Origin of the sequence: Mesorhizobium sp. M0664 (genome assembly GCF_040320565.1) — a bacterium.
Lineage (GTDB): Bacteria > Pseudomonadota > Alphaproteobacteria > Rhizobiales > Rhizobiaceae > Mesorhizobium.
This window is the reverse complement of the sequence record NZ_JAMYPW010000010.1, coordinates 79,337-100,584: the sequence shown is the minus strand read 5'-3', so window position 1 is coordinate 100,584 and position 21,248 is coordinate 79,337. Positions and strand designations below refer to the sequence as shown.

Below are 21,248 nucleotides of genomic sequence, written 5' to 3'. Positions count from 1 at the left end.
CCGATATTCGTCCAGCATCGCGACGACATGTGCAATGCGAAGCTTGGCGAAGAGTTTGACAGCGCAGATCAGCGCAAGATGTCCGACAGGCTCTCGGGCTTCTTCTCGCCAAGTGACAGATCAAGGCCCGACAGAAGTTCGACGAGATGGCTTTGCATCAGGTCGGACGCGTTTTGTGCGTCGTGCTTTTCGATGGCATCGACGAGGGCGTGATGGGCGTGGCTTTCGCAGGTGGTGTCGCGGCGGCCCCAGTAGAGCGCGATGATCAGCGACGACCGCGACAGCAGGTCTTTGACGAAACCGGTCAGGATAGAATGGCCGGCGATTTCGGCGATGCCGACATGGAATTTTGCCGACAGCATGATGGCGTCGCTGTCGCGGCCGGCATGCAGGGCCTCGTGCTCTTTTTCGAGATGAAGCCGCAGTTGCGCGATCTCGGCCGGCTTTGCCACTTCGGCGGCAAGCGCCGCGACCTTGGGCTCGATCAGCGCCCGCGCTTCGAACACCTCGCGCGCTTCCTGCTTGGTCGGCTGGGCGACGAACGCGCCGCGGTTCGGCTCGAGCCGAGCCAAGCGGTCATGCGACAGCGCCTGCAGCGCCGCGCGTATCACCGCGCGGCTCACCGAATAGATCGAGGCGAGTTCGTCCTCGGGTAGTTTTGTGCCCGGTGCGAGGCGGTGGCTGACGATGGCGTCGCGCAGGCCGGCATAGACCGGAAACCAGCGCATCGTCGGCTTTTCGCCATCCCGTGGCTTTGGCCCAAGCAGGTCCATCGTCTCATTGTCCCGGCGGCCGGATCGCTTAGCGGCGCGAACACCGCGTTTCCGGCCGGACATCGAACATCCTGTGTGGGAATGTCAACAATTTTGCACGCATCAGGATACACGGCCGGAGGGCGAAAAGGACGCAAAGATTCCGGCGAAGGATTTTTCGAGTGGAACCTGGTAGCCGCCGCGCTTTGAGGTCGACAGGCCAAGGCCGACGAGGCTCTCACAGAGTTTTACTGCGCAGGCGACGCCGTCGAGCACGGGAAGGCTATGTTCGCGGCTGAGCGCGGCGGCGAGGTCGGCCATGCCGGCGCATCCCAGCACAATCGCTTCGGCCCGGTCGTCGCGGATGGCGCGCTCGATCTCCTCCGAAATTCGATGGCGGGCGTTGGAGCCGGGCACTTCGAGCTCCAGAACGGGAACGTCGCTGGCCCGCACCCTGGCGCAGCGGCTGGCGAGGCCGTACCGCACCAGATTGTGCTCGATCGCCGGCACCGAACGCGACAGTGTCGTCACCACGCTGAACTTGCCGGCAATCAGGCTCGCCATGTGAAACGCCGCTTCGCCGATACCGACCACCGGCATCTCGCCGACGCAGCGTACTGCGTCGAGGCCGGTGTCGTCGAAGCAGGCGATGACGCAGGCGCTCGCCGCCGGATGTTTTTGGATCTCGCCGATCATTCCCGGGATGGCGAAGACCTCGTCGAAATAGCCTTCGACGCTCGGCGGCCCGTCGTTCGGATTGACGGCGATGATCCTGGTGCCGGCCGAAGCCGCGCGGCGCGCCGCCTCGCCGATCTTTTCGGTCATCGACGCGGTGGTGTTGGGATTGACGACAAGTACGTCCATTTGCGCTTTCATATTTCGCCGCCGAGATAGAGTTTCTTGACCCGGTCGTCGCCAAGCAGCTCAGCCGAATGTCCGGCCAGCGCGATCTTTCCGGTCGTCAGTGCGTAGGCACGCTGCGAGATGCGCAGCGCCATGCGCGAATTCTGCTCGACCAGCAGCACGCTGACCTTTTCGTCGCGGTTGATCGCGACGATCGAGCGGGCGATGTCCTGAACGAGCTTCGGCGCGACGCCGAGCGAGGGTTCATCGAGCAGCAGAAGCTTCGGTTTGGCCATCAGCGCCCGCCCGATCACCAGCATCTGCTGTTCGCCGCCGCTCATCGTACCCGCCGTCTGGGAATAGCGTTCCTTCAGGCGCGGGAAGCGCCCGAGCACCATGTCCAGCGTCCTTGCGATTTCGGCCTTGTCGGTTCGGGTGAAGGCGCCCATCATCAGATTGTCGCGCACCGTCATGTAGGAAAAGACGCGCCGACCCTCAGGTACCATGGCGATGCCCATCCTGACCAGCTCGTCCGGGCGCGTTCCGTCGATGCGGTGGCCCTGGAAATGAATCTGGCCGCTGCGGACCTTCTTCAGGCCGGTGATGGCGCGCAGGATCGAAGATTTTCCCGCGCCGTTCGCGCCGATCAGCGCTACCGTCTCGCCCTCGTTGACGCTCAGCGACACACCCTTCAGTGCATAGACATGCTCGTAGTAGAGTTCGACGTCCGAGACCTTCAGCAGTTCGCTCATGGCTAAAATCCGATCGTCTCATCTTCGGCGCCGAGATAGGCCTCGATGACCTTTTCGTTCTCCTGGATTTCCTTCGGCGTTCCCTCGGCGATTTTCACACCGAAGTTCAGGACGACGATGCGGTCGGAAATGTTCATGACGGCGGGCATATCGTGCTCGACCAGCAGGACAGTCACGCCGCGCTTCCGCACGCCGCGCACCATCTCCACCGCGCGCACGGTTTCGTCATGGTTCATGCCGGCGAAGGGCTCGTCGAGCAGAAGCACGGTCGGGTTCGTGGCGAGCCCGATGGCAATCCCGAGCGCGCGCAGATGGCCGTGCGGCAGCGTGCTGGCGATCTCATGCCGTTGCGCGCCGAGACCGAGGAAGTCGATGATCTCGTCGGCCGAGCGGCCGAATTCATCCTCGTCGCGTCGTGCGGTATTCGTGCCGAGATAGAAGCCGGCAAGGCTGGCATTGGAACGCAGGTGATGCGCGATTATGACATTGTCGCGCACCGTCATGCCCTTGAAGATCGTCGTCTCCTGGAACGTGCGCACCACGCCCTTCCGGGCGACGATATGCGGCGCCAGGCCTGAGATCCGCTCTCCCCGGAACAGCACTTCGCCCGAGGTCGGATTGAGGAAAGAGGAAATCAACTTGAACAGCGTTGACTTGCCGGCGCCGTTGGGGCCGATGACGGAAAGGATCTCGCGTTCGCGGACCGCGAAGGAAACATTGTTGACCGCGACCAGCCCGCCGAAGCGTTTGGTCACTGCCTTGATCTGGAGAAGCTCAGTCATGGTCCTAGCCCTGCTTCTTGCCGAACAGCCTGAGGCTGAGCAGGCCGTTGGGAAGGAAGAGCATCAGCGCGATCAGCACCGAAGAGAAGATCAGCAACTGGAACTCGCCGGTCTCGAACAGGAAATCCCAGCCGAAATAGAGCACGAAGGTGCCGATCATCGGCCCGAAGACGTGGCCGAGCCCGCCGAGGAAGCAGTTCAGCATGAAGTTCACCGAGTCGGTGACGGTGAAGCTCGACGGATAGATCGATTGCGAGATGGCGACGAACATCGCACCGCCGAGACCGCCGAGGAATGAGGAGATGGCATAGGCGATGACGCGCAAATAGGCGATGTTGACGCCGATCGAGGAGGCCAGTTCCTCGTTCTGCTGCAACGACTGGCAGAGTTTGCCGATGCGCGAATGGACAAGGCGGTAAAGCCCGGCAAAGCACAGCACCATCAGCGCAACCGACACCAGATAGAAGGCGGGACGCGGATTGACGAGCGTCGCGAAATCCGGAAGGATGCTCAGCCCGAAGATCGAGATGCCGCCAGGGAGCGGAATGCTGACCATGCCCTTGGCTCCGTTGGTGATCGGCAGTGCCAGCGCGAGCAGCCGCGCCACTTCGGTCAAAACCAGCGTGACCATGGCGAAATAGACGCCGCGAAGCCTGAGGATGGGCAGCCCGATCAGCACGCTTGCAGCGGCGCAGAACAGCCCAGCCAGCGGCAGTGTCAGCCAGAACGACACACCATACTGGACGACAAGGATGGCCGAAACATAGCCGCCCATAAGCGCGAAGGCGCCCTGGCCGATATTGATGCGGCCGATGTAGAAAGTCACCCACACCCCGGCGCTGGCGATGCTGAGCAGCGCGACCGAAGTCAGCGTGTAGTAGAGGTCGAGCCGACCGGTCGTCTCGATCAGCCAGGGCACGCCGATGAGTACGACCAGCAGGAAGACAGCGACGCCGAGGATGTTGCGTGTACGCTTCATGTCGATCACCCCCACGGCTTGCCCATGAGCCCGTTCGGGCGGATGCTCAGGAACACCATCAGCGCGGCGAAGATGACTAGATAAGTGACGTCGCCATATTGGCGTAGCACCGTCAGGCCGACCGATTCCATCATGCCGAGGATGAAGCCGCCGGCGATCGCTCCGCTGACCACGCCGGCCCCGCCGATCATCACCATCAAGAACGCCTTGATCGAGATCGGCCCGCCGATGCCCGAATTGACGCCGGTGATGGCGACCAGCAGGCCGCCGACTATGCCGGCAAGCATGGCGCCGAGCGCAAAGCCGATCATCGAATAGCGGTCGACCTCGACGCCCATAAGCTGCGCCGCGACCCGGTCCTGCGCCAGCGCCCGCATGGCGCGTCCCGGCTTGCTGTACTGCATGAAAAGCACGAAGGAGGCGATGAACAGTATGGCGAGTGCGCCGACCAGCAGCCGGTCGTAAGGCATTATGAGGCTGTCGGAGACGAAGACGCCGTTGACGATCTTCGGCACGCCGCGCTGCTTTTCACCGAACAGGAGGAGGATCACGGCGTCGAGGAAGAATGCGACCGCCGCCGCGAGAAGCATCGTACTTTCCTCCCGCACGCTTCGCTTGATCACCGTTCTGAAAAGGAATTTCTCGACCAGCGCTCCAATAACCAGCAGCGTGATCCCGGACGCAACGAGCGCGACGACGAAAGGCATGCCGAGCTGGCCATAGACGGTGTAGGTGATGAAGCCGCCGAGAACGTACATCTGCCCATGGGCAAAGTTAAGCACGTTCATCAGCGCGAAGATCAGGGTCAGACCGAGCGCGATCAAGGCGTATTGCGCGCCAAGATAGAGCCCGTTGGCGATGACTTGTTCCATCAGGATGGTTCCCCGGCCATTCAGAGGCTCAAGACGAATGCACGAGCCTCTGCGGCAATCCGCTTCAGTGCAGTTGCGTCAATCGACTTGAGCGACGAAGAGCGTCTCGAACTTGCCGTCGCGGTATTCCGTGACCACCATCGGGACCGAAAGCTGGCGCTTCTGGCCAAACGACGTCATTCCGACATAGGTCAGCTTGGCATCGCCCTTCAGATAGGGATTGGGCGCCGAGAAAGTGTCGATCGTCTTCTTGAACTCCTCGACATTGTCGATCGCGGCCGGGTTCGCCTTCAGCGTCTCGATGATGTATTCGAGCGCGTAGACCTTGGTGTTGGACTCGTCATTGTATTCGCCGAACATTTTCGTATAGCGGTCGACGAACTCCTTCATCATGTCGGACGCGATTTCGGGCGTCGATGCGCCGCCGACTGAGATGAAGCCGTTGGCCAACTCACCCGCGCCCTCTTCCAGCACCTTGGCATCCTGCGCCGTTTCGGTGGAGATCAGACCTTCGTAGCCGAGCTCGCGCGCGGCGCGGATCAGCAGCGGCGCATTGCCGGGCGCGACACCCGAAAGCACCAGCAGGTCCGGTTTTTGCAGAACGATCGGCGTCAGTACCGGTGTGAAATCGCGGGTATCGTTTTGGTAGACGTCCGTGGCAGCCACAACCTCAAGTCCGAGCGCCTTTGCCGCGGCAACACCGCCATCCCGCTGGCTCAGCGGATCGGATTCGTTGGCGGCGACAAAGGCAACTTTTCTTACGCCCCTGTTTTCCATGAGATATTTGTAGATCGCCGGAGCTGACTGGTAGTTGGCGATCATGCCGAGCACAGCGTTGGACGCCGGTGGGGTGTAGAGTTCCTTCGGGAATGCGTAGGGAAAATAGATGATGCCCTTGGATTCTGCCACGGGACGCACCGCCGCCGCGCCATCGTCAACATTCGGACCGACGACGTAGTGGATGCCCTCCTGGGCCATCTTCTCCATGCCGGCGATCGCCCGCTTGGGGTCCTTCTGATCGTCGAAGGTGACGATTTTGATGTCATAGGTCTCGTCACCAATCTTCACACCGCCGGTTTCGTTGATCCAGGCGGCGCGCGTCTGCATCGAGCGGACGTTGGATGTGCCCCACGCAGCGGCCGCGCCACTCGTCACGCCGACAAAGCCGATCTTGAGTTCCTTGTTGGCGGCGTGCACCGTGATTGTGCCGCCGGCCATGATTGCCAGCGCAGAGACGGTGCCGAGCGCGGCGAATGTGACTATTGAACGTCTATTGATCATTGTTCTTTCCCCTTTGGAGGCCGCGCATTGTTGCGACAGAACTCGACCGATACGCGGAGTTTTGTGAGTGAGGGCTCAAATCTATTATCTGTCAACAAAACTTTTACAGATTGTTGACAATCTTGTGCGGTCGTAGATGAAGGACGCGGTCCGCAGCATCGCGGCTTCCCTTCCAGAATCACGTTCCGTTCGCTCTGGCTAATATAAGCTTTGTGCCTAGTATTGACTGGGTGCGTAAAGTTGTAGTACCGGCGCCGGCCGTCCCGAGTTCATTCCGCCGATGATGCCCACCCGGTCGCCAACGAGAGCAGCTCTCGGGCTCCCGCGACGAACTTCGCGAATGGTGCAGACGGCGCGTGCCGAAAATGCTGGAGCATGAGCGACTCAGCTCTCGGGTGGTTGACGCCCGCCCTGATCCTGCCGCATTGAACGCGGAAGGCCAGCTAATGGCTTTTGCCTAGCCCTCCCGCGGCAGTGGACTCTGTTCCGATGTGCCGCTACGTGCGGACGGCTATGTTCGAAGTACCGGCCTGTAACGTCGGAAAAGGAGTGACCCCATTTTTTTGCGTGCAAGATCTTTTCCCATCGCCGCAAGGACTGCTTTTCTGGTCACACTGGCCGGTGTCCTCGTGCTCGCACTCTCACCGGAGTGGCTTTTGCAGAATTTTGGCTTCGGCTTCACCTCTCATGATGACAAGCTCAATCACGCCGCAGCTTTCGTCGTGTTGACGGCTATCGGCAGTCTCGGTTGGCCAGAGCACAGGGCAAGACTGACCATTTTTCTTGCTCTTACCGGCGCCGCGATCGAGATCCTCCAGGGCATGCAAATGATAGGCCGCGACATGGATATGTTCGACTGGTTTGCCGATTGTGTCGGCGTCGCTTGCGGGCTCGCAATTGCAAGCTGGACAAAGAATTAGTCAGCGGATTCTCCTAGGTCACGACCCGTCAAGCTGGGCTAATCGGCCGCGTGAAGCATATGCGCGGCGAAGAGGATCTACGTCACGCTTCGCTGCAGGACTTCAGAGAGCATTGAGTAAGGCCGCAGCGATCACTGAGACTATCATCCGCAAGCCGATCTGCGCATAGCAGCCGAGGGGAGTTATGGCCTTCTCTTTTTCATCAGAGCGCGGACTTTAACAATCATCGCTGCATTAGACCTCAATTGAGAGGCATGTATTTTGCGCATGTATCTGTCGGCGATCACCTTGTAACGAAGGGACAATCGCACCACGCGGTCGTACGTTGCGTCTTCTCCCGCGCACAATTGCTGCGCTTTTCTTGCTAAGATACTCGGGGCGCCAGGCTGGACCGCTAGTTTTGCGGCCGACCCCAAATTACATCTGATTAGCGCGCTCTGTTCGGCCTTGATCATTGGATCGACTGCGGACCTAGCCTGAGAACTTAAGAACCGCAGATGCGACCAGAACCGCGATAAAAGGCCGCTTCACAGTTGCCCTCAAACGCTGCATAGGCAGCCCAGTGATTAAACATTGGCTCCAAGTTTATAGCGCGCCGCCCGTTATGCGCAGCCGCCCACTCCGTTATTTTCGCCCCTGTTTCTGCCGGAAATATGTGATGACTTTGGAGACCATCGCCATCACAACCAGAACTCCGAATAGAATAAGAATCGGAAAATCGGTAGATTGCCGACAAGGTTCGTCATCTGGCGCGCAGTACGACAGGGCGGCCGCGGAATTCATCGTGGTTAGCAGCGCGGAAGTGGAAAGACCGAGTAACTTCATACGCAGGTTTTTGGGAATATCGGCCTGCACCGGTCGGGCCGAGCCCGCGGTGCCGCATTTACTCGCAGCTATGGCGTACCTGATCAGCCACCATGCCCGCGGGACCCAACATAGCCTCGTTGAGCCCGGTGTAGCCATCTGTTTTGTCAACCTCGTTTATAGTGGTGACGGCCGCGGGCTAATGGAGCCGATCGCTGACAATGCCACGGATTCGGGGCGCGCTCTCAACCGGCGCGTGGAAGTGAAAGCCGTGAAATAGGGCGAACGCGAGCAGATTCGGCCATGCGCTGCAGGTATTATAGCCCCGGCTGCCGTGCACTGAACGATAGCCATGGATGATGAGCTTCCGGAGGAATATCCGCTTGTTCGGCAATAGCAGAAGTTGTGTCTATGGTTAATCGGTCCTTAGGCTCATCTACATCGCTGCCAGCGCACGTCACGGCGGTCAGCCGCTCCGATACGATCGATGGCTGGCGCGACCGGCGCGGCGACGGCGGCGTTCCGCGCCTCCGGCCTCAACCTCATCGTTAGCGCGATCGTGCATTGGAATACGGTCTATATCGAACGGGCCGTCACCCACTTGCGCAAAATGCACCGCGAGATCCCGGATCATCCGCTCAAGCACGTCTCGCCGCTGAGCTGGGAACACATCAATCTGACCGGCATCTATACCTGGGATACAGAACATCAGATGCGTGAAAGCTTCCGGTCGCTCAGACTTCCGGCTCGGTTACGCCACGCCGCATGACGTTCATGCTCCGTTCAACCTCGTGTCGCTGGGAACTGTTCTTGCTCCGACCCCAGGCTGGGAGGCATGGAAGGATTGGGACGGCCACACGTTCCAGACCAACCGCGCCGCACTCAGCAATGAACGGACAATGCCGCTCTTTCGAGCGGGTCGATGCTGATAGGAAAGGTGGCGCGTGGGCGCCACCATTCTTGCTTTTCTTACGTGAATTACCTATTATAGGTACTTTAAAAGGAAGTACGGCGATGAAGCAATTCACATTCTCCGACATGAATCGCGTGTCAGGCGAAATCCTCGAAACGGCATTGATCGAGCCGGTGGCCCTAACCAAGCGCGGCAAGGAAAAGCTCGTCATCCTGTCCGCTGCTCAGTACCACCAGCTCGTCGGCCAGCCGCATTCGGTCGCCTATACGATCGAGGACGCACCGGATGATGTCCACAATGAACTCATGACAGGACTGGATGCCATAATTTCCGGCGACACGCCCGATGCTTAAAGCTGGCGATCTGCTCCGATATTATTACCTATGGGCGCGGGAAGCAGACGCCGGCGAGGAATCCGGACGCAAGGCGAGGCCGGTTTGCATCGTTGTCCGGACGCTAGCAACGCCCGCACCCTTGTTTCTCTTTCCGCTGACTTCGCAAAAACCCGACCGGTCGCGCCCGCATCTCGCCATAAGCGAAATCGAATGCCGCCGCGGGGGCCTCGACTATCCGTCATGGCTGATCCTGGACGAATTTAACCGGGTGCCGGTCGATGAAGCCTATGATCTGGTGACGACGACGCAGATCGGCGCGTTCAGCCCCGCATTTATCCGCAAAATTGCTGGCGTGATCAAAGAGACGGCGGCGCAGCGTCGATTGCGCGGCATCGTTCGCAAATAGCCGGACTGATTTCTTGGCGGGCCTCCGGTCCTTACCCGCATCGAACGGGCCAGCACCGGAGCGCGGGGCGCCCCTACGCCCTCTCCTCGGGCCCCACCCTCCCCTTCTGACGGTGTTTTCTCAAGAGGTGGACATTGTTGTCGTTGGCCGCCTGCAATTCCTCGAAATGCTCCCGAGCAGCCCGCCGACCCAACAAACGGGCGATCGACAGGATGGCTCGTTCAACCATATCTCGTGCCGACATGTCAGCCCTGTAATCGTGACTTGCGCTGTCGTTCCCAGGTTTGGCCTCGTCCACCATGGCATGCCCGCTCTTCTGTATAGATCGAGGGCATTGAGCGGCGTGATGATCGGCAAGACAAGTTCAGTTGCCGCGCGGCCGTAGTGTGGCGTGCAAATACTTGCGCGCTGCGATTTGGGATCCCGAAGCCGGGCCAAATTACCAAAAGCTCGGTCCTCTTGCAATATCGCACGCGATATCCAATATGCCTGCATGAGACTGCTTCTCGATACGGCGACCATGGTGGCGGCGATCCGAAGTGACGCTGGTGCCTCGCGCCAACTGTTGGTGGCGGCTTTGGAGCGCCGGCTGACGCTCATCGCTTCGGTGCCGTTGATGATCGAGTACCAGGCGGTCATGACAAGGCCTGAGCACCTTGAGGCTTCCGGCCTGTCGGCCGAGGATGTGAATGCGTTGCTAGATGCCGTGGCGGCCGTCGCCGAGCCGGTTCGCCTTGTCTTCCTCTGGCGACCGGCCATTCGCGACCCGAACGACGATATGGTGCTGGAAGCTGCGGTAAACGGACGGGCGGATGCTATAGTGAAGTTCAACCTACGCGATTTCGGCAAAGTGGCCGAGCGCTTCGGTATCTTGGTCCTGTCGCCGGGCGAGGCGCTGAGACGATTGGAGAGAAAGACATGAGGAGAAGCAATTTCGCACTGCGGCTTCAGCTCTCGCTTCTGGATGAGGCGCGCAAGGTGGCGGAGAGCGAAGGCGTGCCGCTCAACCAGTTCATTAACGTGGCAGTCGCTGAGAAGCTTTCGGCGCTGCGCACGGAAAGTTACTTTCAGGAACGCGCCGCCCGTGCCGACCTTCCCAAGGCGCTGCATATCCTGAAACGGGCCGGCAAAGGGAAGGCGCCGATCAAGGGCGATGAATTGCCGGAGTAATGTACCCCGAGGGGTAGAGCGGTACGGCTCGTACCGGAGCCTTGCCTGTGTCGGAAGCGCCGAGAACTTCCGGTCAAGGCTGGCGCAGCACGCGCCACAGCGATGCGGCTCTGGCCTTGACGGGCTGGCTTCGGTCCGGCGTTCTCTCGACAAGCAGGCAGTTCCCTCGCCGGACACAATCTCTTCCTCCCCTATCGGGAAGAGCTTGGACGAACCTTCCCCGACGCTGCTTTCGCTTCGGAATCGGGCGAACCCGCTTGAAGATCGGTGAATATCCGAAACCAGAACCGGTACTCCCGTATCCGCCCGTTGCAATACGCCGACACGGCGCACCAGGCGATTGCGGTTGCGGCTGTCCTTCCCCACAGGGCTGTCGCTGCCTCTGCAGCTTCAGGCACGGTCCGTTTCTGCACGGCGGCATCGCGGTTGAAGGCATCCAACAGATTGGGATCGCTCACCGCCCGATGGTGAGATGCCGCAAGAGGGCTCTGCGCTGGCAATTCCATGGCGGTTGAAGGGTGACGTGAGGCAGACGATTCACTGCAAGCTGAGGGGTTCTCGGCTGAAGTCGGAAGTTGGGTTGGACGGGATCTTAATATCGCGCCTCCATTTTTCAGCCGCGGAAACAGCAGCCAGCCCGCCACCTCAGGATCTTAGGACGCTGCTCGCCGTGAAAAGAACTGTTCCGGCATGTTCTGCCGGGCGATGCGCACCAGATCGCTAAGCGCCGAGCGGATTTGCGGCCAGGGGAACTCGGAGCATTCCCCCCAGGCCTTACCCTCGTGCAACACGGCCTCAAGCTTGCCCGCCACGCCGGCGACAGTCGTGGCAGGCGTCGTTGAGAACGCTTCCAGCAGATCCTTCGCCCGGTCGCCAGCCTCGCACTCGGCCTTGAGCGCGGCGGTGTCCGCTCCAAGCGGCCGACATCCTTTGCCCGCAGCTCAAGCGCCGGCAAATCTCCGCCGCCAGCCTCGCGCCGAAAGACTGTGTGAGATATCCAGGCTAGATATGCGCCACATTGATGCGCGCCTGCCTTGGGTGACTCCGAAGGCTGTGACAATCCACTTTGGTCTGCTACGTCGGTCCAGCATAGCTGCAGAAACGACTTCATGTCCAAGTTCACGCAGCTTGCGCGCGAAAGGCGTGATCTCACAGCCTCCATGCCAGCCGCCCGCCACGATAACGACGTTCGCCATCCGTCAACTCCTCGTCATGCCCTGCCGTGGGGCACGTCAAGCCCTGCCGCCGTGCAATTGCGAAGGCTTTTGCTGTGGATAGGTTCTGACGTTCGACCATTGCCAATACCTGCTCAGGTTCGCAGGCCGTGAAGATGTTGAATCCACAAACAGTATTGCGTTACAGCCCGGAGATATCCGGCTTGCCCTGGACGACGAATGTTTCGAGCATCGCCCAGCAATTGTCGCGCAGGTAGGTTTCGGTCCCGGCGAGCCTGTCGCGCCATTTCGTTAGAAGCCCATCATGCATCTGGGAGACCAGGGCCTGCTCATAGCCCTGATGAAGGTCCCAGGCTGTTTTGCCACTGCGCCCTGGCGGATGCTGCTTCAGGAAGGCGGGAAAGGACAGGCTCGCGTAGGCCTGTTCCGCCGCCTTGACGAGGTCCTTCACCAGTTCGACCTGGGTCTCGACATCCGCGCGGTTTCCAGGACGACTGACGTGGCCGGCGACCAGCCTCTCGAAGTCGTAGGCAAGAACAGTGCGGTGTGCTTCGACGAAGCCGGGAATATCGACGGCGACGCCGAGATTCTTGTAGGGCATCCAGCCGGGATAAACGACGTCGATGAACATCAGAGTCTTCTGGCGTGGCGCGAAGATGAAGATGTTGTCGATCGAATGGTTGATGCCCTTGTAGGCCAGTTCGAGGTGTTGGTTTCCCTGCTCAAGGGTATAGGTCGTTTCGAAGGTTACAGTTGGAGCCGGGCGCCGCTGGTCCTTCCGCGATGAGAGCAGTTCGGCTGTCCGGGCGTGGGCGACGATCGTAACGTCCTTTGCAAACAGATGCGCGCCGGCGATATGGTCGACATGTTCGTGGCTGTAGACCAGATGCGTCACCGGCTTGTCCGTGACGTCCGCGATAGCCCTAAAGTAGTTTTCCCCAAGGCTGGGTGGCGCATCGCAAGCGATCACCCCGGTCGAAGAGACAAGAAACATGGTGCTGTAGGCACCATCTGTGACCCAATAAAGCCCATCGCCAATCTGCTGGACAAGGTAGCCTTTGCCAGGGTCGACCACAGGTCCCGCACCAGGCGTCGTAGTCGTGCTGCTGGCCGCAAGGGCGGGATGAATGCCGCACCCGCACAACCCGGCCCGGGCGGCTGTCGCACCGGCCACATATTGCAGGAAGTGGCGGCGACCTCGGTCGGCGGCGCCTTTGTTCAGTGTGTTGCGATCCGGCAGATCCTCAGGGTTGGCTATTTCGGACACTCAGCTCCGCTCCTCATCCAGGTTTCGGCATCCATCACGAATTCATCATAGGGGATCGGCGGGGTCGTTCGTGCTTGCCCGGTCCGATCGGTACCTGGTGACCAGGCCCATCTCACAAGCGCCGATCTGAGATGGTTGATGACCTGATCGCCAGTGCGGTTTCCGTTGTGCCGCGGGTCTTTCAAATGTTCGCAGAGCTCATTTGTCGAAAGGCCGTCCCAGCCCATGCTGAGTGGCGCGAGGCGCCAGTTCTCGTCGGCGCCGGGGACGCCGCTGGCCGCATTGTTCGATTTTCCATGACAGGATGAACATGGCAGGCCCGCCGCACCATGATCCGCGGGTCCACGCGCCACACGAAACAGATGTCGATGCCGGTCGTCGCCCTGGCGCGGGTAGTCAGTCAGTGTGTGGCAATTCTGGCAACGCGGGCTTGTCATGACGCGGGCGACCGTCGCGAAGGCGTCGGCTGAGGCCGTACTGCCGCCGTTCGTTTGCGACGAACGCCGAGACGGCGGCAATCGTCACGCCGACGAGCGCTCCCAGCGCAAGCCGATGGCCAGTCATCACGCATCACCCGCACCGCGATGCACCGCGGCGCGGATGCGGGCATAGGTGCCGCAGCGGCACAGATTGGTGATTGCCGCATCGATGTCTTCATCCGTCGGATGCGGCTTGTCGTTGATCAGCGCGGCGGCGGCCATGATCATGCCGGACTGGCAATAACCGCATTGTGGAACCTGCTCTGCGATCCAGGCCTGCTGCAAGGGATGCGAGCGGTTATCCGAAAGTCCCTCGATCGTCGTGACATGTTTGTCCTCAGCTTCACCGAGCGAAAAGGAACAGGAGCGCACGGGCTGGCCATCGACATGCACTGTACAGGCGCCGCAGGCAGCGATGCCGCAACCGAATTTAGTGCCCGTCAGGCCGAGGTGATCGCGCAATGCCCAAAGCAGCGGCATGTCCGGCTCGGCGTCGACCGTGACCGCGCGACCATTGACGGAAAATCGTGTCATTGCGTTGCTCCCGTCAGATCCGCTGGTAGCCGCTGCGCGAAATCGGCAGGGCTCGGATGCGCTCGCCTGTCGCGGCGAACACGGCGTTGCAGAAAGCGGCGTGCGTCGGCACGGGACCAATCTCCCCGACGCCTGTCGGCTTGGCGCCGCTCTCGACGAACCGAGTCGTGATGACAGGCGTCTCGGACACGTGCAGCGGGTCAAACTGATCGAAATTCGTCTGCTCGATCTCGCCGTCTGCGAAGGTTACCTCGGTGCGCAGGCCGGAAAGTCCCCAGACCACGCCGCCCTCGATGTTGGATTTGGCAATGCCTGGGTCGAGGGTCTGGCCGATATCGACGGCGCTCCAGACATGGTGACACTTGATGGTCTTGTCCTTGACGGAGAGTTCGACGACTTGCGCGATATAGCCGCCGAATGCTTTGGCGAGCGCCAGACCGCGGAATCGCCCCGCCGGTAATGCAGCCTGCCAGCCGCACAGCGCGCCGACAGCGTTCAGCACCGCGACTGCGCGGGGATCGGAAGCGGCAAGTCTCAGCCGATACGAAAGCGGGTCGGCATTGGCGCGGTGCGCCAACTCGTCGATGACGCTTTCCAGGACGAAATTGTTCGGTCCGTGGCCGGTCGTGCGCCAGACGGAAACCGAGAGCGGCGTGTCGACGCGATGTTGTTCGACCGCATAGTTCGCAATGGCGTAAGGCGTCTCAGTCAGGCCCTCGACGGCCATGCCATCGTATGCCGCCGGCGGCATGATCGGCCGCGCCCAGTCGCCCTGTGCCTTGATGACACCGCGCGGGAATATGTAGAGCATGTGGGACGGCGAGACGACACGATGCGTCATCGCCGCCGGCAACCCGTCATTGCCGAGAGACGCCTTCACCGCATGGACCATTGGCGGCCGGTAGGCGTCGTAGCGGAAATCCTCTTCCCGACTCCAGATGACCTTGACCGGGCGGCCGGCGGCCTTTGCAACCAGGATCGCGATCTTCGCGAAATCCGCGAGCAGCCGCCGCCCAAAGCCGCCGCCCAGCAACGTTCTGTGGATGATGATCTGGTCGTCGGCGAGACCCAGCATCTGCTTGGCGACAGCGTGGGTGATCTCGACGCCCTGTGTCGGGATCCACAACTCGCACCGATCGTCCGTCACATGGGCCGTGCAGTTCATCGGCTCCATCGTCGCGTGCGCCTGCACCGGGATTTCGAAGATAGCCTCCAGCGGGCTGTCGGCAGCCGCCAGAACGGCAGAAGCGTCGCCCGCTTTGACTTTCGTGTCGAACGACGCGGATTTCAGCAGCGCGCTATATTCGGCCCTTTGGCCACTGGTTGAATATCCGGCGAGTGGACCCGGCTTGAACGTAAGCTCTGCGCCATCGAGAGCCCGCTCCGCCGTCCAGTAGTCATTGGCAACGACAGCGAGGCCGGACGGAATTTCGACGACGGCAAGCACACCGCGCTCAGCCTTGATCGCCGTTGGGTCGAAGGCCGCCAGCGATCCCCCTTGCGAAGGAGCGCGGCGGATGGCGGCCACCGCCATGCCGGGCACCTTCACGTCGATGCCGAAAATCGCCGAGCCATCGACCTTCGAGGGTATGTCGACGCGTGGCTGCGGCTTGCCGATCAGTTCCAAGCTGCTCGTCGGCCTGAGATGAGGATCCTTTGGGATATCGAGCCTTGCCGCGTCAGCGGCAACCGAACCAAAACTCACCACCCGGTCAGTCGGATCATGATGGATGCGGCCCTGGTCGACGCGAAGGCTCGCAGCGGCAACCCCCAGACGCGTCGCGGCCGCGCCGACGAGCATCTCGCGTGCGGCGGCGCCAACGGTGCGCATGATCGGGAAGAAGGTCGAGATCGATTCGCTGTTGCCGGTGAACATCCATTGATATTGCGGGTGCCGGTATGCGGGATCGAAATCGGCCCATTCAAGCGCGACGCGCGACCAGTCGGCGCCGAGTTCGTCGGCGAGCACCAAAGGAAGGGTGGTTTGGATGCCCTGTCCCATTTCCGACTGGGAGAGCATGATCGTCACCATGTCGTCTGGATCGATGCGCAGCCAGGCATTGATGAATTTGTCGGGGAGTGAAGATGCGGCCCGCGCTTTGACGGTGACCTGCGCCGACAAGAGCAGAGCGCCGGTCGCGACCAGCAATTGCCTTCGATCCAGCGATCCGACCTTGGTCGGTGCGCCCAGTGGACTATCCATCAAGTTCAGCGATCCCTTCTTGCGACCGGCCACTGCCACGACCGAACCTCTCGCCTTCGATCATAGGATGAGTCATTATTCGTTCAACTGAAATCGCTGGATATGTGATATGAACAATTCGGATATCATGGCCGAACAGGATGGCTGGTGCAGCAAGTAGGAGATGCAGTTGACTAGCAAAGCCAACACCGATCAGCAGAAACTGCGCCGGCTCGACTTCACCATGCTGACGATCTTTCGGGATCTCGTTCGATTGCAAAAGACAACGCTTGTTGCGGCTACGCTGGGTGTCAGCCAGTCTGCCGTCAGCCATGCGCTGGCTCGGCTACGGGAACTCTTCGACGATCCCCTGTTCGTCAGGCGCCCGAACGGTCTCGAACCGACACAGCGTGCCTCACAGCTTCTCCCACAAGTCGAAGTCATTCTTCGACTTGCCCAGGATGCACTCAACGTTCCCACGCACTTCGACCCCGAAACATCCACGCGCTCGTTCCGGCTCGCCGGCAACGACCTTGTCGGCGCCGTGATTGCCCCGCCGCTGATAAGGACGTTGCGTGCCGAGGCACCTGGATGCCGGGTGGCGTTTCAATTCGCTGTCGGAACCGAAAGCCTGAACGCCCTGCGCACCAACGAAATGGAGATGGCGATCGGGCGCGTCTGGGATCTGCCCGACGAGTTCCGGGCCGTGCCAGTCTTCGAAGAAGACTTTGTCGTTGTTGTCAGGAAAGACCATCCGGTCGCTCACCACGCGGCGATGTCGCTCGAAGAATACCTATCGCTCGATCACATCCTCGTCTCATTCAGGGGTGGATTTCATGGGATGGTCGATCAGGCTCTGAAGAAGCGCCGGCTGCGGCGCCGGGTTGTCGCCAGCGTCCCGATGTTCATGACGGCCATGGGCGTTGTGGCGAGCGGCGATCTCTCTTCAACGGTCCCGGCCCGGCTCGCCGCCAAATACGCCGATCAGTTCGGGCTTGCGGTCCTTGAAACGCCACTCGCCATTGATCCGTTTACGTTCAGCCTTGTGCGGCATGCACGATCGACGTCGGACGTTGGCCTGGATTGGTTGTCGGCAAGGATAATCGAGAGCGCCTGCCCGCCCTGACCCAAAAAGGAATAAAAGAAACCATGGCCTTGTTCGGGATTTGACGCACACCGTACTCTTGGTCACGCTGGACCGATGACAAGGGGCGTGCTGCTGGACCTCGCAGGCGTCAACCATGGTGGTAAGACCGCTATACCAGGCGGGGTCGACGCCGTCGCGCAGTGGCGGCAGTCCGGTTTGGCCGACGCATAGTAAGCAATGCCACGCGCTCTGTTGGTTTGTCTACGCTATTATAGCCGTGCAGTACGAAAACTACAACAACTTGAACATGTTAGAGACAGCGCAATCGTACAAAGACCGGCATTGGGAAGCAACAGTAAAGGTCGCCTGACAAACTCGTAATTTGTAGGTCACAGGTTCGATTCCTGTGGGATCACCACTCAGTCACAGCAAACATGGCCCAAGCTAAATTAGAGCAAGGCTAGGCGATTCCGTTACCGGCCATCCTGGTCGGTGACCCATTAGCTTTCAAAGCAGCCATCAGCATAGGCCCGACCGAAAACTCCCCGGCCCTCGCCTTCTCAGTCAGCACGTGCAGATACATCGCCGATCACATGGACTTCATGGAGCCGCAGAAAAATAGTTCACTCTTTGTTCTTTTCAGAAAGGCGGGATATAGTCTGGCGTGTCCTTTAACTGATTCCTCAGGGAGGCAGCGCGCAGATGACCGTCCAGCCCATCAATACCATGCTGCAGGGGGACAGGATTCTCAATGAACCGACAATCAGCTGCCCAAGCTGCAAGACGGAAATCAAGCTCAATGAGTCGCTCGCGGCCCCTTTGATTGCCGCCACGCGTGAAGAATACGAAATGCGCCTGGCGCAGAGCAAGGCATCGATGGCTGCCAGAGAAGAGGAGCTCAAGCGCCAGCAGGCCGAGATCGTCGCCGCCAAAGAGGACATCGCCAACCAGGTGGCTGGGCAAATCAAGCTTGAGCGTGCCGCAATCGCGGTCGAGGAAGCCCGCAAGGCAAAATTGCTGCTTTCGGTAGACCTGGAGGACAAGGATACGAAGCTTGCCGAGCTGGAGGCGACGTTGAAGGCGCGCGACGAAAAGCTCACCGAGGCCCAGCAGCAACAGGCGGAATTCCTGAAAAAGCAGCGTGCGCTTGACGACGAAAGCCGGGAGATGGCGCTGACCATCGAAAGGAAGATCCAGGAGGGGCTGGACGCCGTTCGCGTCAAGGCGAGGTCGGAAGCGGAAGACGAGCTCAAAATGAAGGTCGCGGAAAAGGAAGAACAGATCGCAGGCATGCAGCGTCAGATTGAGGGGCTGAAGCGCCGTGCGGAACAGGGTTCCCAGCAGCTGCAGGGTGAAGTTCTGGAGCTTCAGCTGGAGGCCCTCATTGCCGGCCGGTTCCCGATGGACGTCATTGAACCGGTTGCCAAGGGTGAGTTCGGCGGAGATGTCCTGCACCGCGTCGTCGGACCGGCCGGCCAGCCATGCGGCGCCATTTTGTGGGAATCGAAACGCACCAAGAACTGGAGCCAGGGTTGGTTGGGGAAGCTCAGGGCGGATCAGCGGGCCGCAAAGGCGGACATTGCGCTTATGATCTCGGAAGCGCTGCCTCCCGGGGTGGAAACCTTCGATCTTCTGGACGGGGTCTATGTCGCCCATCCCAAATGCGCGATGCCGATCGCAATCATACTGCGACAATCACTCATCGAGCTGGCGAACTCCCGCCTCGCCCAGGACGGCCAAGCCACCAAAATGGAGCAGGTCTATGGCTATCTGACCGGTCCGCGGTTCCGCCATCGCGTCGAGGCCATCGTCGAAAAGTTCTCTGATATGCAGGAGGACCTGGCCAAGGAACGCAAGGCCACAACACGCCTGTGGGCCAAGCGGGAGGCTCAAATACAAGGCGTAATCGAGTCGACCGCGGGGATGTACGGCGACTTGCAAGGCATCGCTGGAAAGGTGATGCAAGAAATTGACGGCTTGGAGGTCCTGGCCATTGAAATATCTCCGCCCGGTGCCGAATAGGCAATCGGTATGCAGCTCAACAGGAAAACGATTGGCAATCTGGAGCGGCTTCCCCAGACATACCCATCGGACTCCTCGGATAGGGTAAGCAAAAGAAGCCCGCCCACCCGAGGCAATCGTCATGCCTAGCCGACGGCCCAGGATGCGGGTTTCATCGAACGCGGACGTGATGCGCAGCGGCGACCGCGCAAGCTGGTGACAACGGCTCTCAAGGATATTGCCGAGTGGGTAGAGCCGTTTCGCAGCCAATGGGAAGACAGGCTCGACAATCTGAATCGCCACCTCGAAAAAATGGGCAAAAAGGAGAAGTAGCATGCTGGCAGGGATCGCGAACACCGACCTGATACTCGACCGGGACAAGCACACGATCATTCTGACGCGCGTGCTTGCTGCGCCCTGTGAACAGGTCTTCGAGGCATGGACGCAGCCGGAGCATGTGGCATGCTGGTGGGATCCATCAGGCGAACCGCTCGCACAATGCGAGATCGACCTGCGTCCGGGAGGGGCCTTCAGGTTCGTCAACCGGCATCCCCCTGTCGCCAACCAGTTCGCTGGCGTCTATCGCGAGATCGCACCGCCGCGTCATCTCGTCTTCGAAGCAATGGGGGCGATCGGGCGTGTCATTCTCGACGAGACTGGCGGCAAGACGTTTCTGACGGTGAGGATCGAGTGCGGCTCGGCGGAACGGTTGGAGCAATATCTGAAAATGGGCATCGACACCGGAACGGCCAAGACATTGGACAACCTTGCCGCACATATTGGCGCGATGGCACAACGGACATCCAGCTCTCCGTCAACTGCTCCGAGCAGCGGCGAGTAACATTAGATGCAACAATCAATCTGGACAGCGGCAGATGCGGCTCTGGTGGCGTATGCCATCACCTGCGTCGTTCTATGCCTTAATCTTCTGATGCTCTGGGCTTCCAGCGGGGCGATCCGCGCGAAGGGTGGCGTGGCAATCAATCCGGAGGATGGGGCTCGCTATGGTGTACCCGTGTCAGAAATTGACCCGCCAACTGTCGCGCGGCTCCTGCGCGCACACCGCAATGCCGAGGCCACGATCTATCCATTTCTGCTGCTGGGCCTGCTCTTTGTTTTCACGGGAGGAAAGGCAGCAATTGCAATTCCCATTTTCGCAATTTTTGTAGTCGCCAGGATCGTACATTCGATAGTCTATCTGAAGGCCATGCAGCCTTGGCGCACGATCGCTTTTGCAGTCTCCCTGCTCGCAATCGTTGTCCTGATGGGCGCCGTAGTCCACGATTTGCTCTTTGCCTGAGGTAGAACCGTATATCAGTACCGAAAGCTCCAACCCTGTCGTTCACGGACGTCGTCGCCAGTGGCAGCGGCCCGTAGTAGCCGCTCTCCGTCTCCAGCGGCCGGATGTCAGGCCCCGGCCAGGCGAACCGGTTACTTTCCGTCAAAACGATCCACGACCGCTCACCGTCAAGCCGCAAACGCAGCTTGACCGCAGCCGGAATCTCGATGGCATCATCGGGATCGGACGGCGGCGTATGGGTGATCGGCAGGACCCGGACGACCGGCGAGCCGTCCTCCTGCATGGCGACCAGCGCGAGCACCAGGCAGGGCCGGTCCTTGTCGCCTTCCTCGCGGCCTTCGCGATGTTGCCAATGCCAGAGGTAGGAGTAACGGAAGACGTGGCCGACCTTGATTCAGCCGGTGGCATTTTGTT

20 protein-coding genes and 2 pseudogenes are annotated in these 21,248 nt (G+C 60.4%); 10 read left to right on the top strand and 12 right to left on the bottom strand.

What is annotated here, in order from left to right:
* Nucleotides 1-68: 68 nt before the first annotated feature.
* The 7 genes from NKI39_RS13365 to NKI39_RS13335 form a co-directional block, all read right to left on the bottom strand.
* A complete protein-coding gene (locus NKI39_RS13365) occupies nucleotides 69-773 on the bottom strand; it encodes a GntR family transcriptional regulator (RefSeq protein WP_352832305.1) in 705 nt (234 codons plus the stop codon).
* Nucleotides 774-875: 102 nt separating this feature from the next.
* Nucleotides 876-1,616 carry an aspartate/glutamate racemase family protein gene (locus tag NKI39_RS13360; RefSeq protein WP_352832255.1) on the bottom strand — a complete coding sequence of 247 codons (741 nt, stop codon included), beginning with the start codon at nucleotides 1,614-1,616 and terminating at the stop codon, nucleotides 876-878.
* 8 nt (nucleotides 1,617-1,624) lie between these two features.
* The gene (locus NKI39_RS13355) at nucleotides 1,625-2,347 is read right to left on the bottom strand and encodes an ABC transporter ATP-binding protein (protein WP_352775705.1); all 723 of its coding nucleotides are present in this window, start codon (nucleotides 2,345-2,347) and stop codon (nucleotides 1,625-1,627) included.
* A 2-nt stretch (nucleotides 2,348-2,349) separates the two neighbouring features.
* Nucleotides 2,350-3,129: an ABC transporter ATP-binding protein gene (locus tag NKI39_RS13350; RefSeq protein WP_352474568.1), complete on the bottom strand. Its 780-nt coding sequence runs from the start codon at nucleotides 3,127-3,129 to the stop codon at nucleotides 2,350-2,352.
* A gap of 4 nt (nucleotides 3,130-3,133) precedes the next feature.
* Nucleotides 3,134-4,108 carry a branched-chain amino acid ABC transporter permease gene (locus NKI39_RS13345; protein WP_352832252.1) on the bottom strand — a complete coding sequence of 325 codons (975 nt, stop codon included), beginning with the start codon at nucleotides 4,106-4,108 and terminating at the stop codon, nucleotides 3,134-3,136.
* A gap of 5 nt (nucleotides 4,109-4,113) precedes the next feature.
* Nucleotides 4,114-4,980 (bottom strand): branched-chain amino acid ABC transporter permease, encoded by an 867-nt coding sequence (locus NKI39_RS13340; RefSeq protein WP_352452194.1) that lies wholly within the window; start codon nucleotides 4,978-4,980, stop codon nucleotides 4,114-4,116.
* Between the two features lie 78 nt (nucleotides 4,981-5,058).
* On the bottom strand, nucleotides 5,059-6,261 hold the full coding sequence (locus NKI39_RS13335) for an ABC transporter substrate-binding protein (RefSeq protein ID WP_352832249.1): 1,203 nt from the start codon (nucleotides 6,259-6,261) through the stop codon (nucleotides 5,059-5,061).
* Nucleotides 6,262-6,917: 656 nt separating this feature from the next.
* Between NKI39_RS13335 and NKI39_RS13330 the strand changes: the two genes are divergently transcribed.
* The 6 genes and pseudogenes from NKI39_RS13330 to NKI39_RS13305 all read left to right on the top strand — a co-directional run bounded on the left by NKI39_RS13330 (nucleotide 6,918) and on the right by NKI39_RS13305 (nucleotide 10,809).
* Nucleotides 6,918-7,181 carry a VanZ family protein gene (locus NKI39_RS13330; RefSeq protein WP_352832246.1) on the top strand — a complete coding sequence of 88 codons (264 nt, stop codon included), beginning with the start codon at nucleotides 6,918-6,920 and terminating at the stop codon, nucleotides 7,179-7,181.
* Between the two features lie 1,321 nt (nucleotides 7,182-8,502).
* A pseudogene (locus NKI39_RS13325) lies at nucleotides 8,503-8,754 on the top strand (Tn3 family transposase); the annotation flags it as partial.
* Nucleotides 8,755-8,999: 245 nt separating this feature from the next.
* A complete protein-coding gene (locus NKI39_RS13320) occupies nucleotides 9,000-9,251 on the top strand; it encodes a type II toxin-antitoxin system Phd/YefM family antitoxin (protein WP_352474563.1) in 252 nt (83 codons plus the stop codon).
* Nucleotides 9,244-9,639 carry a hypothetical protein gene (locus NKI39_RS13315; RefSeq protein WP_352832243.1) on the top strand — a complete coding sequence of 132 codons (396 nt, stop codon included), beginning with the start codon at nucleotides 9,244-9,246 and terminating at the stop codon, nucleotides 9,637-9,639. Before NKI39_RS13320 ends, NKI39_RS13315 begins: the two co-directional genes overlap by 8 nt.
* 493 nt (nucleotides 9,640-10,132) lie before the next feature.
* Entirely contained in the window at nucleotides 10,133-10,561 is a 429-nt protein-coding gene (locus NKI39_RS13310) for a putative toxin-antitoxin system toxin component, PIN family (RefSeq protein WP_352832240.1), read from the top strand.
* On the top strand, nucleotides 10,558-10,809 hold the full coding sequence (locus NKI39_RS13305; protein WP_023722511.1) for a hypothetical protein: 252 nt from the start codon (nucleotides 10,558-10,560) through the stop codon (nucleotides 10,807-10,809). The genes NKI39_RS13310 and NKI39_RS13305 overlap by 4 nt, the downstream gene beginning before the upstream one ends.
* 191 nt (nucleotides 10,810-11,000) lie before the next feature.
* Here NKI39_RS13305 and NKI39_RS34300 read toward each other — a convergent pair whose 3' ends face one another.
* From NKI39_RS34300 to NKI39_RS13290, 4 genes are all read right to left on the bottom strand, one after another.
* Nucleotides 11,001-11,315, bottom strand: coding sequence for a Y4oE-related protein (locus NKI39_RS34300; RefSeq protein ID WP_502898568.1), 315 nt, complete (start codon nucleotides 11,313-11,315; stop codon nucleotides 11,001-11,003).
* Between the two features lie 850 nt (nucleotides 11,316-12,165).
* Complete coding sequence (locus NKI39_RS13300; RefSeq protein ID WP_352832237.1) at nucleotides 12,166-13,251, bottom strand: MBL fold metallo-hydrolase; 1,086 nt, start codon at nucleotides 13,249-13,251, stop codon at nucleotides 12,166-12,168.
* Between the two features lie 563 nt (nucleotides 13,252-13,814).
* Nucleotides 13,815-14,264, bottom strand: a complete 450-nt coding sequence (locus NKI39_RS13295; protein ID WP_352832234.1) for a (2Fe-2S)-binding protein — start codon at nucleotides 14,262-14,264, stop codon at nucleotides 13,815-13,817.
* A gap of 13 nt (nucleotides 14,265-14,277) precedes the next feature.
* The gene (locus NKI39_RS13290) at nucleotides 14,278-16,506 is read right to left on the bottom strand and encodes a xanthine dehydrogenase family protein molybdopterin-binding subunit (RefSeq protein WP_352832232.1); all 2,229 of its coding nucleotides are present in this window, start codon (nucleotides 16,504-16,506) and stop codon (nucleotides 14,278-14,280) included.
* Between the two features lie 184 nt (nucleotides 16,507-16,690).
* Between NKI39_RS13290 and NKI39_RS13285 the strand changes: the two genes are divergently transcribed.
* The 4 genes from NKI39_RS13285 to NKI39_RS13270 all read left to right on the top strand — a co-directional run bounded on the left by NKI39_RS13285 (nucleotide 16,691) and on the right by NKI39_RS13270 (nucleotide 20,834).
* On the top strand, nucleotides 16,691-17,572 hold the full coding sequence (locus NKI39_RS13285) for a LysR family transcriptional regulator (RefSeq protein ID WP_352832229.1): 882 nt from the start codon (nucleotides 16,691-16,693) through the stop codon (nucleotides 17,570-17,572).
* Between the two features lie 663 nt (nucleotides 17,573-18,235).
* Nucleotides 18,236-19,555 (top strand): DUF2130 domain-containing protein, encoded by a 1,320-nt coding sequence (locus NKI39_RS13280; RefSeq protein WP_352832226.1) that lies wholly within the window; start codon nucleotides 18,236-18,238, stop codon nucleotides 19,553-19,555.
* Between the two features lie 313 nt (nucleotides 19,556-19,868).
* The gene (locus NKI39_RS13275) at nucleotides 19,869-20,375 is read left to right on the top strand and encodes an SRPBCC domain-containing protein (RefSeq protein ID WP_352832223.1); all 507 of its coding nucleotides are present in this window, start codon (nucleotides 19,869-19,871) and stop codon (nucleotides 20,373-20,375) included.
* Between the two features lie 6 nt (nucleotides 20,376-20,381).
* Nucleotides 20,382-20,834, top strand: coding sequence for an MAPEG family protein (locus NKI39_RS13270; protein WP_352473188.1), 453 nt, complete (start codon nucleotides 20,382-20,384; stop codon nucleotides 20,832-20,834).
* Between the two features lie 55 nt (nucleotides 20,835-20,889).
* Here the strand turns inward: NKI39_RS13270 and NKI39_RS13265 are convergent.
* Nucleotides 20,890-21,228: pseudogene (locus NKI39_RS13265) on the bottom strand (plasmid maintenance toxin (PemK-like)); the annotation flags it as partial.
* Nucleotides 21,229-21,248 lie beyond the last annotated feature (20 nt).

What these genes read in the sequence shown, in the direction of transcription:
- NKI39_RS13355 (WP_352775705.1), bottom strand. Translation starts at nt 2,347, where the DNA reads ATGAGCGAACTGCTGAAGGTCTCGGACGTCGAACTCTACTACGAGCAT.
- NKI39_RS13310 (WP_352832240.1), top strand. Translation starts at nt 10,133, where the DNA reads ATGAGACTGCTTCTCGATACGGCGACCATGGTGGCGGCGATCCGAAGT.
- NKI39_RS34300 (WP_502898568.1), bottom strand. Translation starts at nt 11,315, where the DNA reads ATGGAATTGCCAGCGCAGAGCCCTCTTGCGGCATCTCACCATCGGGCG.
- NKI39_RS13340 (WP_352452194.1), bottom strand. Translation starts at nt 4,980, where the DNA reads ATGGAACAAGTCATCGCCAACGGGCTCTATCTTGGCGCGCAATACGCC.
- NKI39_RS13295 (WP_352832234.1), bottom strand. Translation starts at nt 14,264, where the DNA reads ATGACACGATTTTCCGTCAATGGTCGCGCGGTCACGGTCGACGCCGAG.
- NKI39_RS13270 (WP_352473188.1), top strand. Translation starts at nt 20,382, where the DNA reads ATGCAACAATCAATCTGGACAGCGGCAGATGCGGCTCTGGTGGCGTAT.
- NKI39_RS13280 (WP_352832226.1), top strand. Translation starts at nt 18,236, where the DNA reads ATGACCGTCCAGCCCATCAATACCATGCTGCAGGGGGACAGGATTCTC.
- NKI39_RS13345 (WP_352832252.1), bottom strand. Translation starts at nt 4,108, where the DNA reads ATGAAGCGTACACGCAACATCCTCGGCGTCGCTGTCTTCCTGCTGGTC.
- NKI39_RS13365 (WP_352832305.1), bottom strand. Translation starts at nt 773, where the DNA reads ATGGACCTGCTTGGGCCAAAGCCACGGGATGGCGAAAAGCCGACGATG.
- NKI39_RS13305 (WP_023722511.1), top strand. Translation starts at nt 10,558, where the DNA reads ATGAGGAGAAGCAATTTCGCACTGCGGCTTCAGCTCTCGCTTCTGGAT.
- NKI39_RS13360 (WP_352832255.1), bottom strand. Translation starts at nt 1,616, where the DNA reads ATGGACGTACTTGTCGTCAATCCCAACACCACCGCGTCGATGACCGAA.
- NKI39_RS13315 (WP_352832243.1), top strand. Translation starts at nt 9,244, where the DNA reads ATGCTTAAAGCTGGCGATCTGCTCCGATATTATTACCTATGGGCGCGG.
- NKI39_RS13335 (WP_352832249.1), bottom strand. Translation starts at nt 6,261, where the DNA reads ATGATCAATAGACGTTCAATAGTCACATTCGCCGCGCTCGGCACCGTC.
- NKI39_RS13320 (WP_352474563.1), top strand. Translation starts at nt 9,000, where the DNA reads ATGAAGCAATTCACATTCTCCGACATGAATCGCGTGTCAGGCGAAATC.
- NKI39_RS13285 (WP_352832229.1), top strand. Translation starts at nt 16,691, where the DNA reads ATGCTGACGATCTTTCGGGATCTCGTTCGATTGCAAAAGACAACGCTT.
- NKI39_RS13350 (WP_352474568.1), bottom strand. Translation starts at nt 3,129, where the DNA reads ATGACTGAGCTTCTCCAGATCAAGGCAGTGACCAAACGCTTCGGCGGG.
- NKI39_RS13275 (WP_352832223.1), top strand. Translation starts at nt 19,869, where the DNA reads ATGCTGGCAGGGATCGCGAACACCGACCTGATACTCGACCGGGACAAG.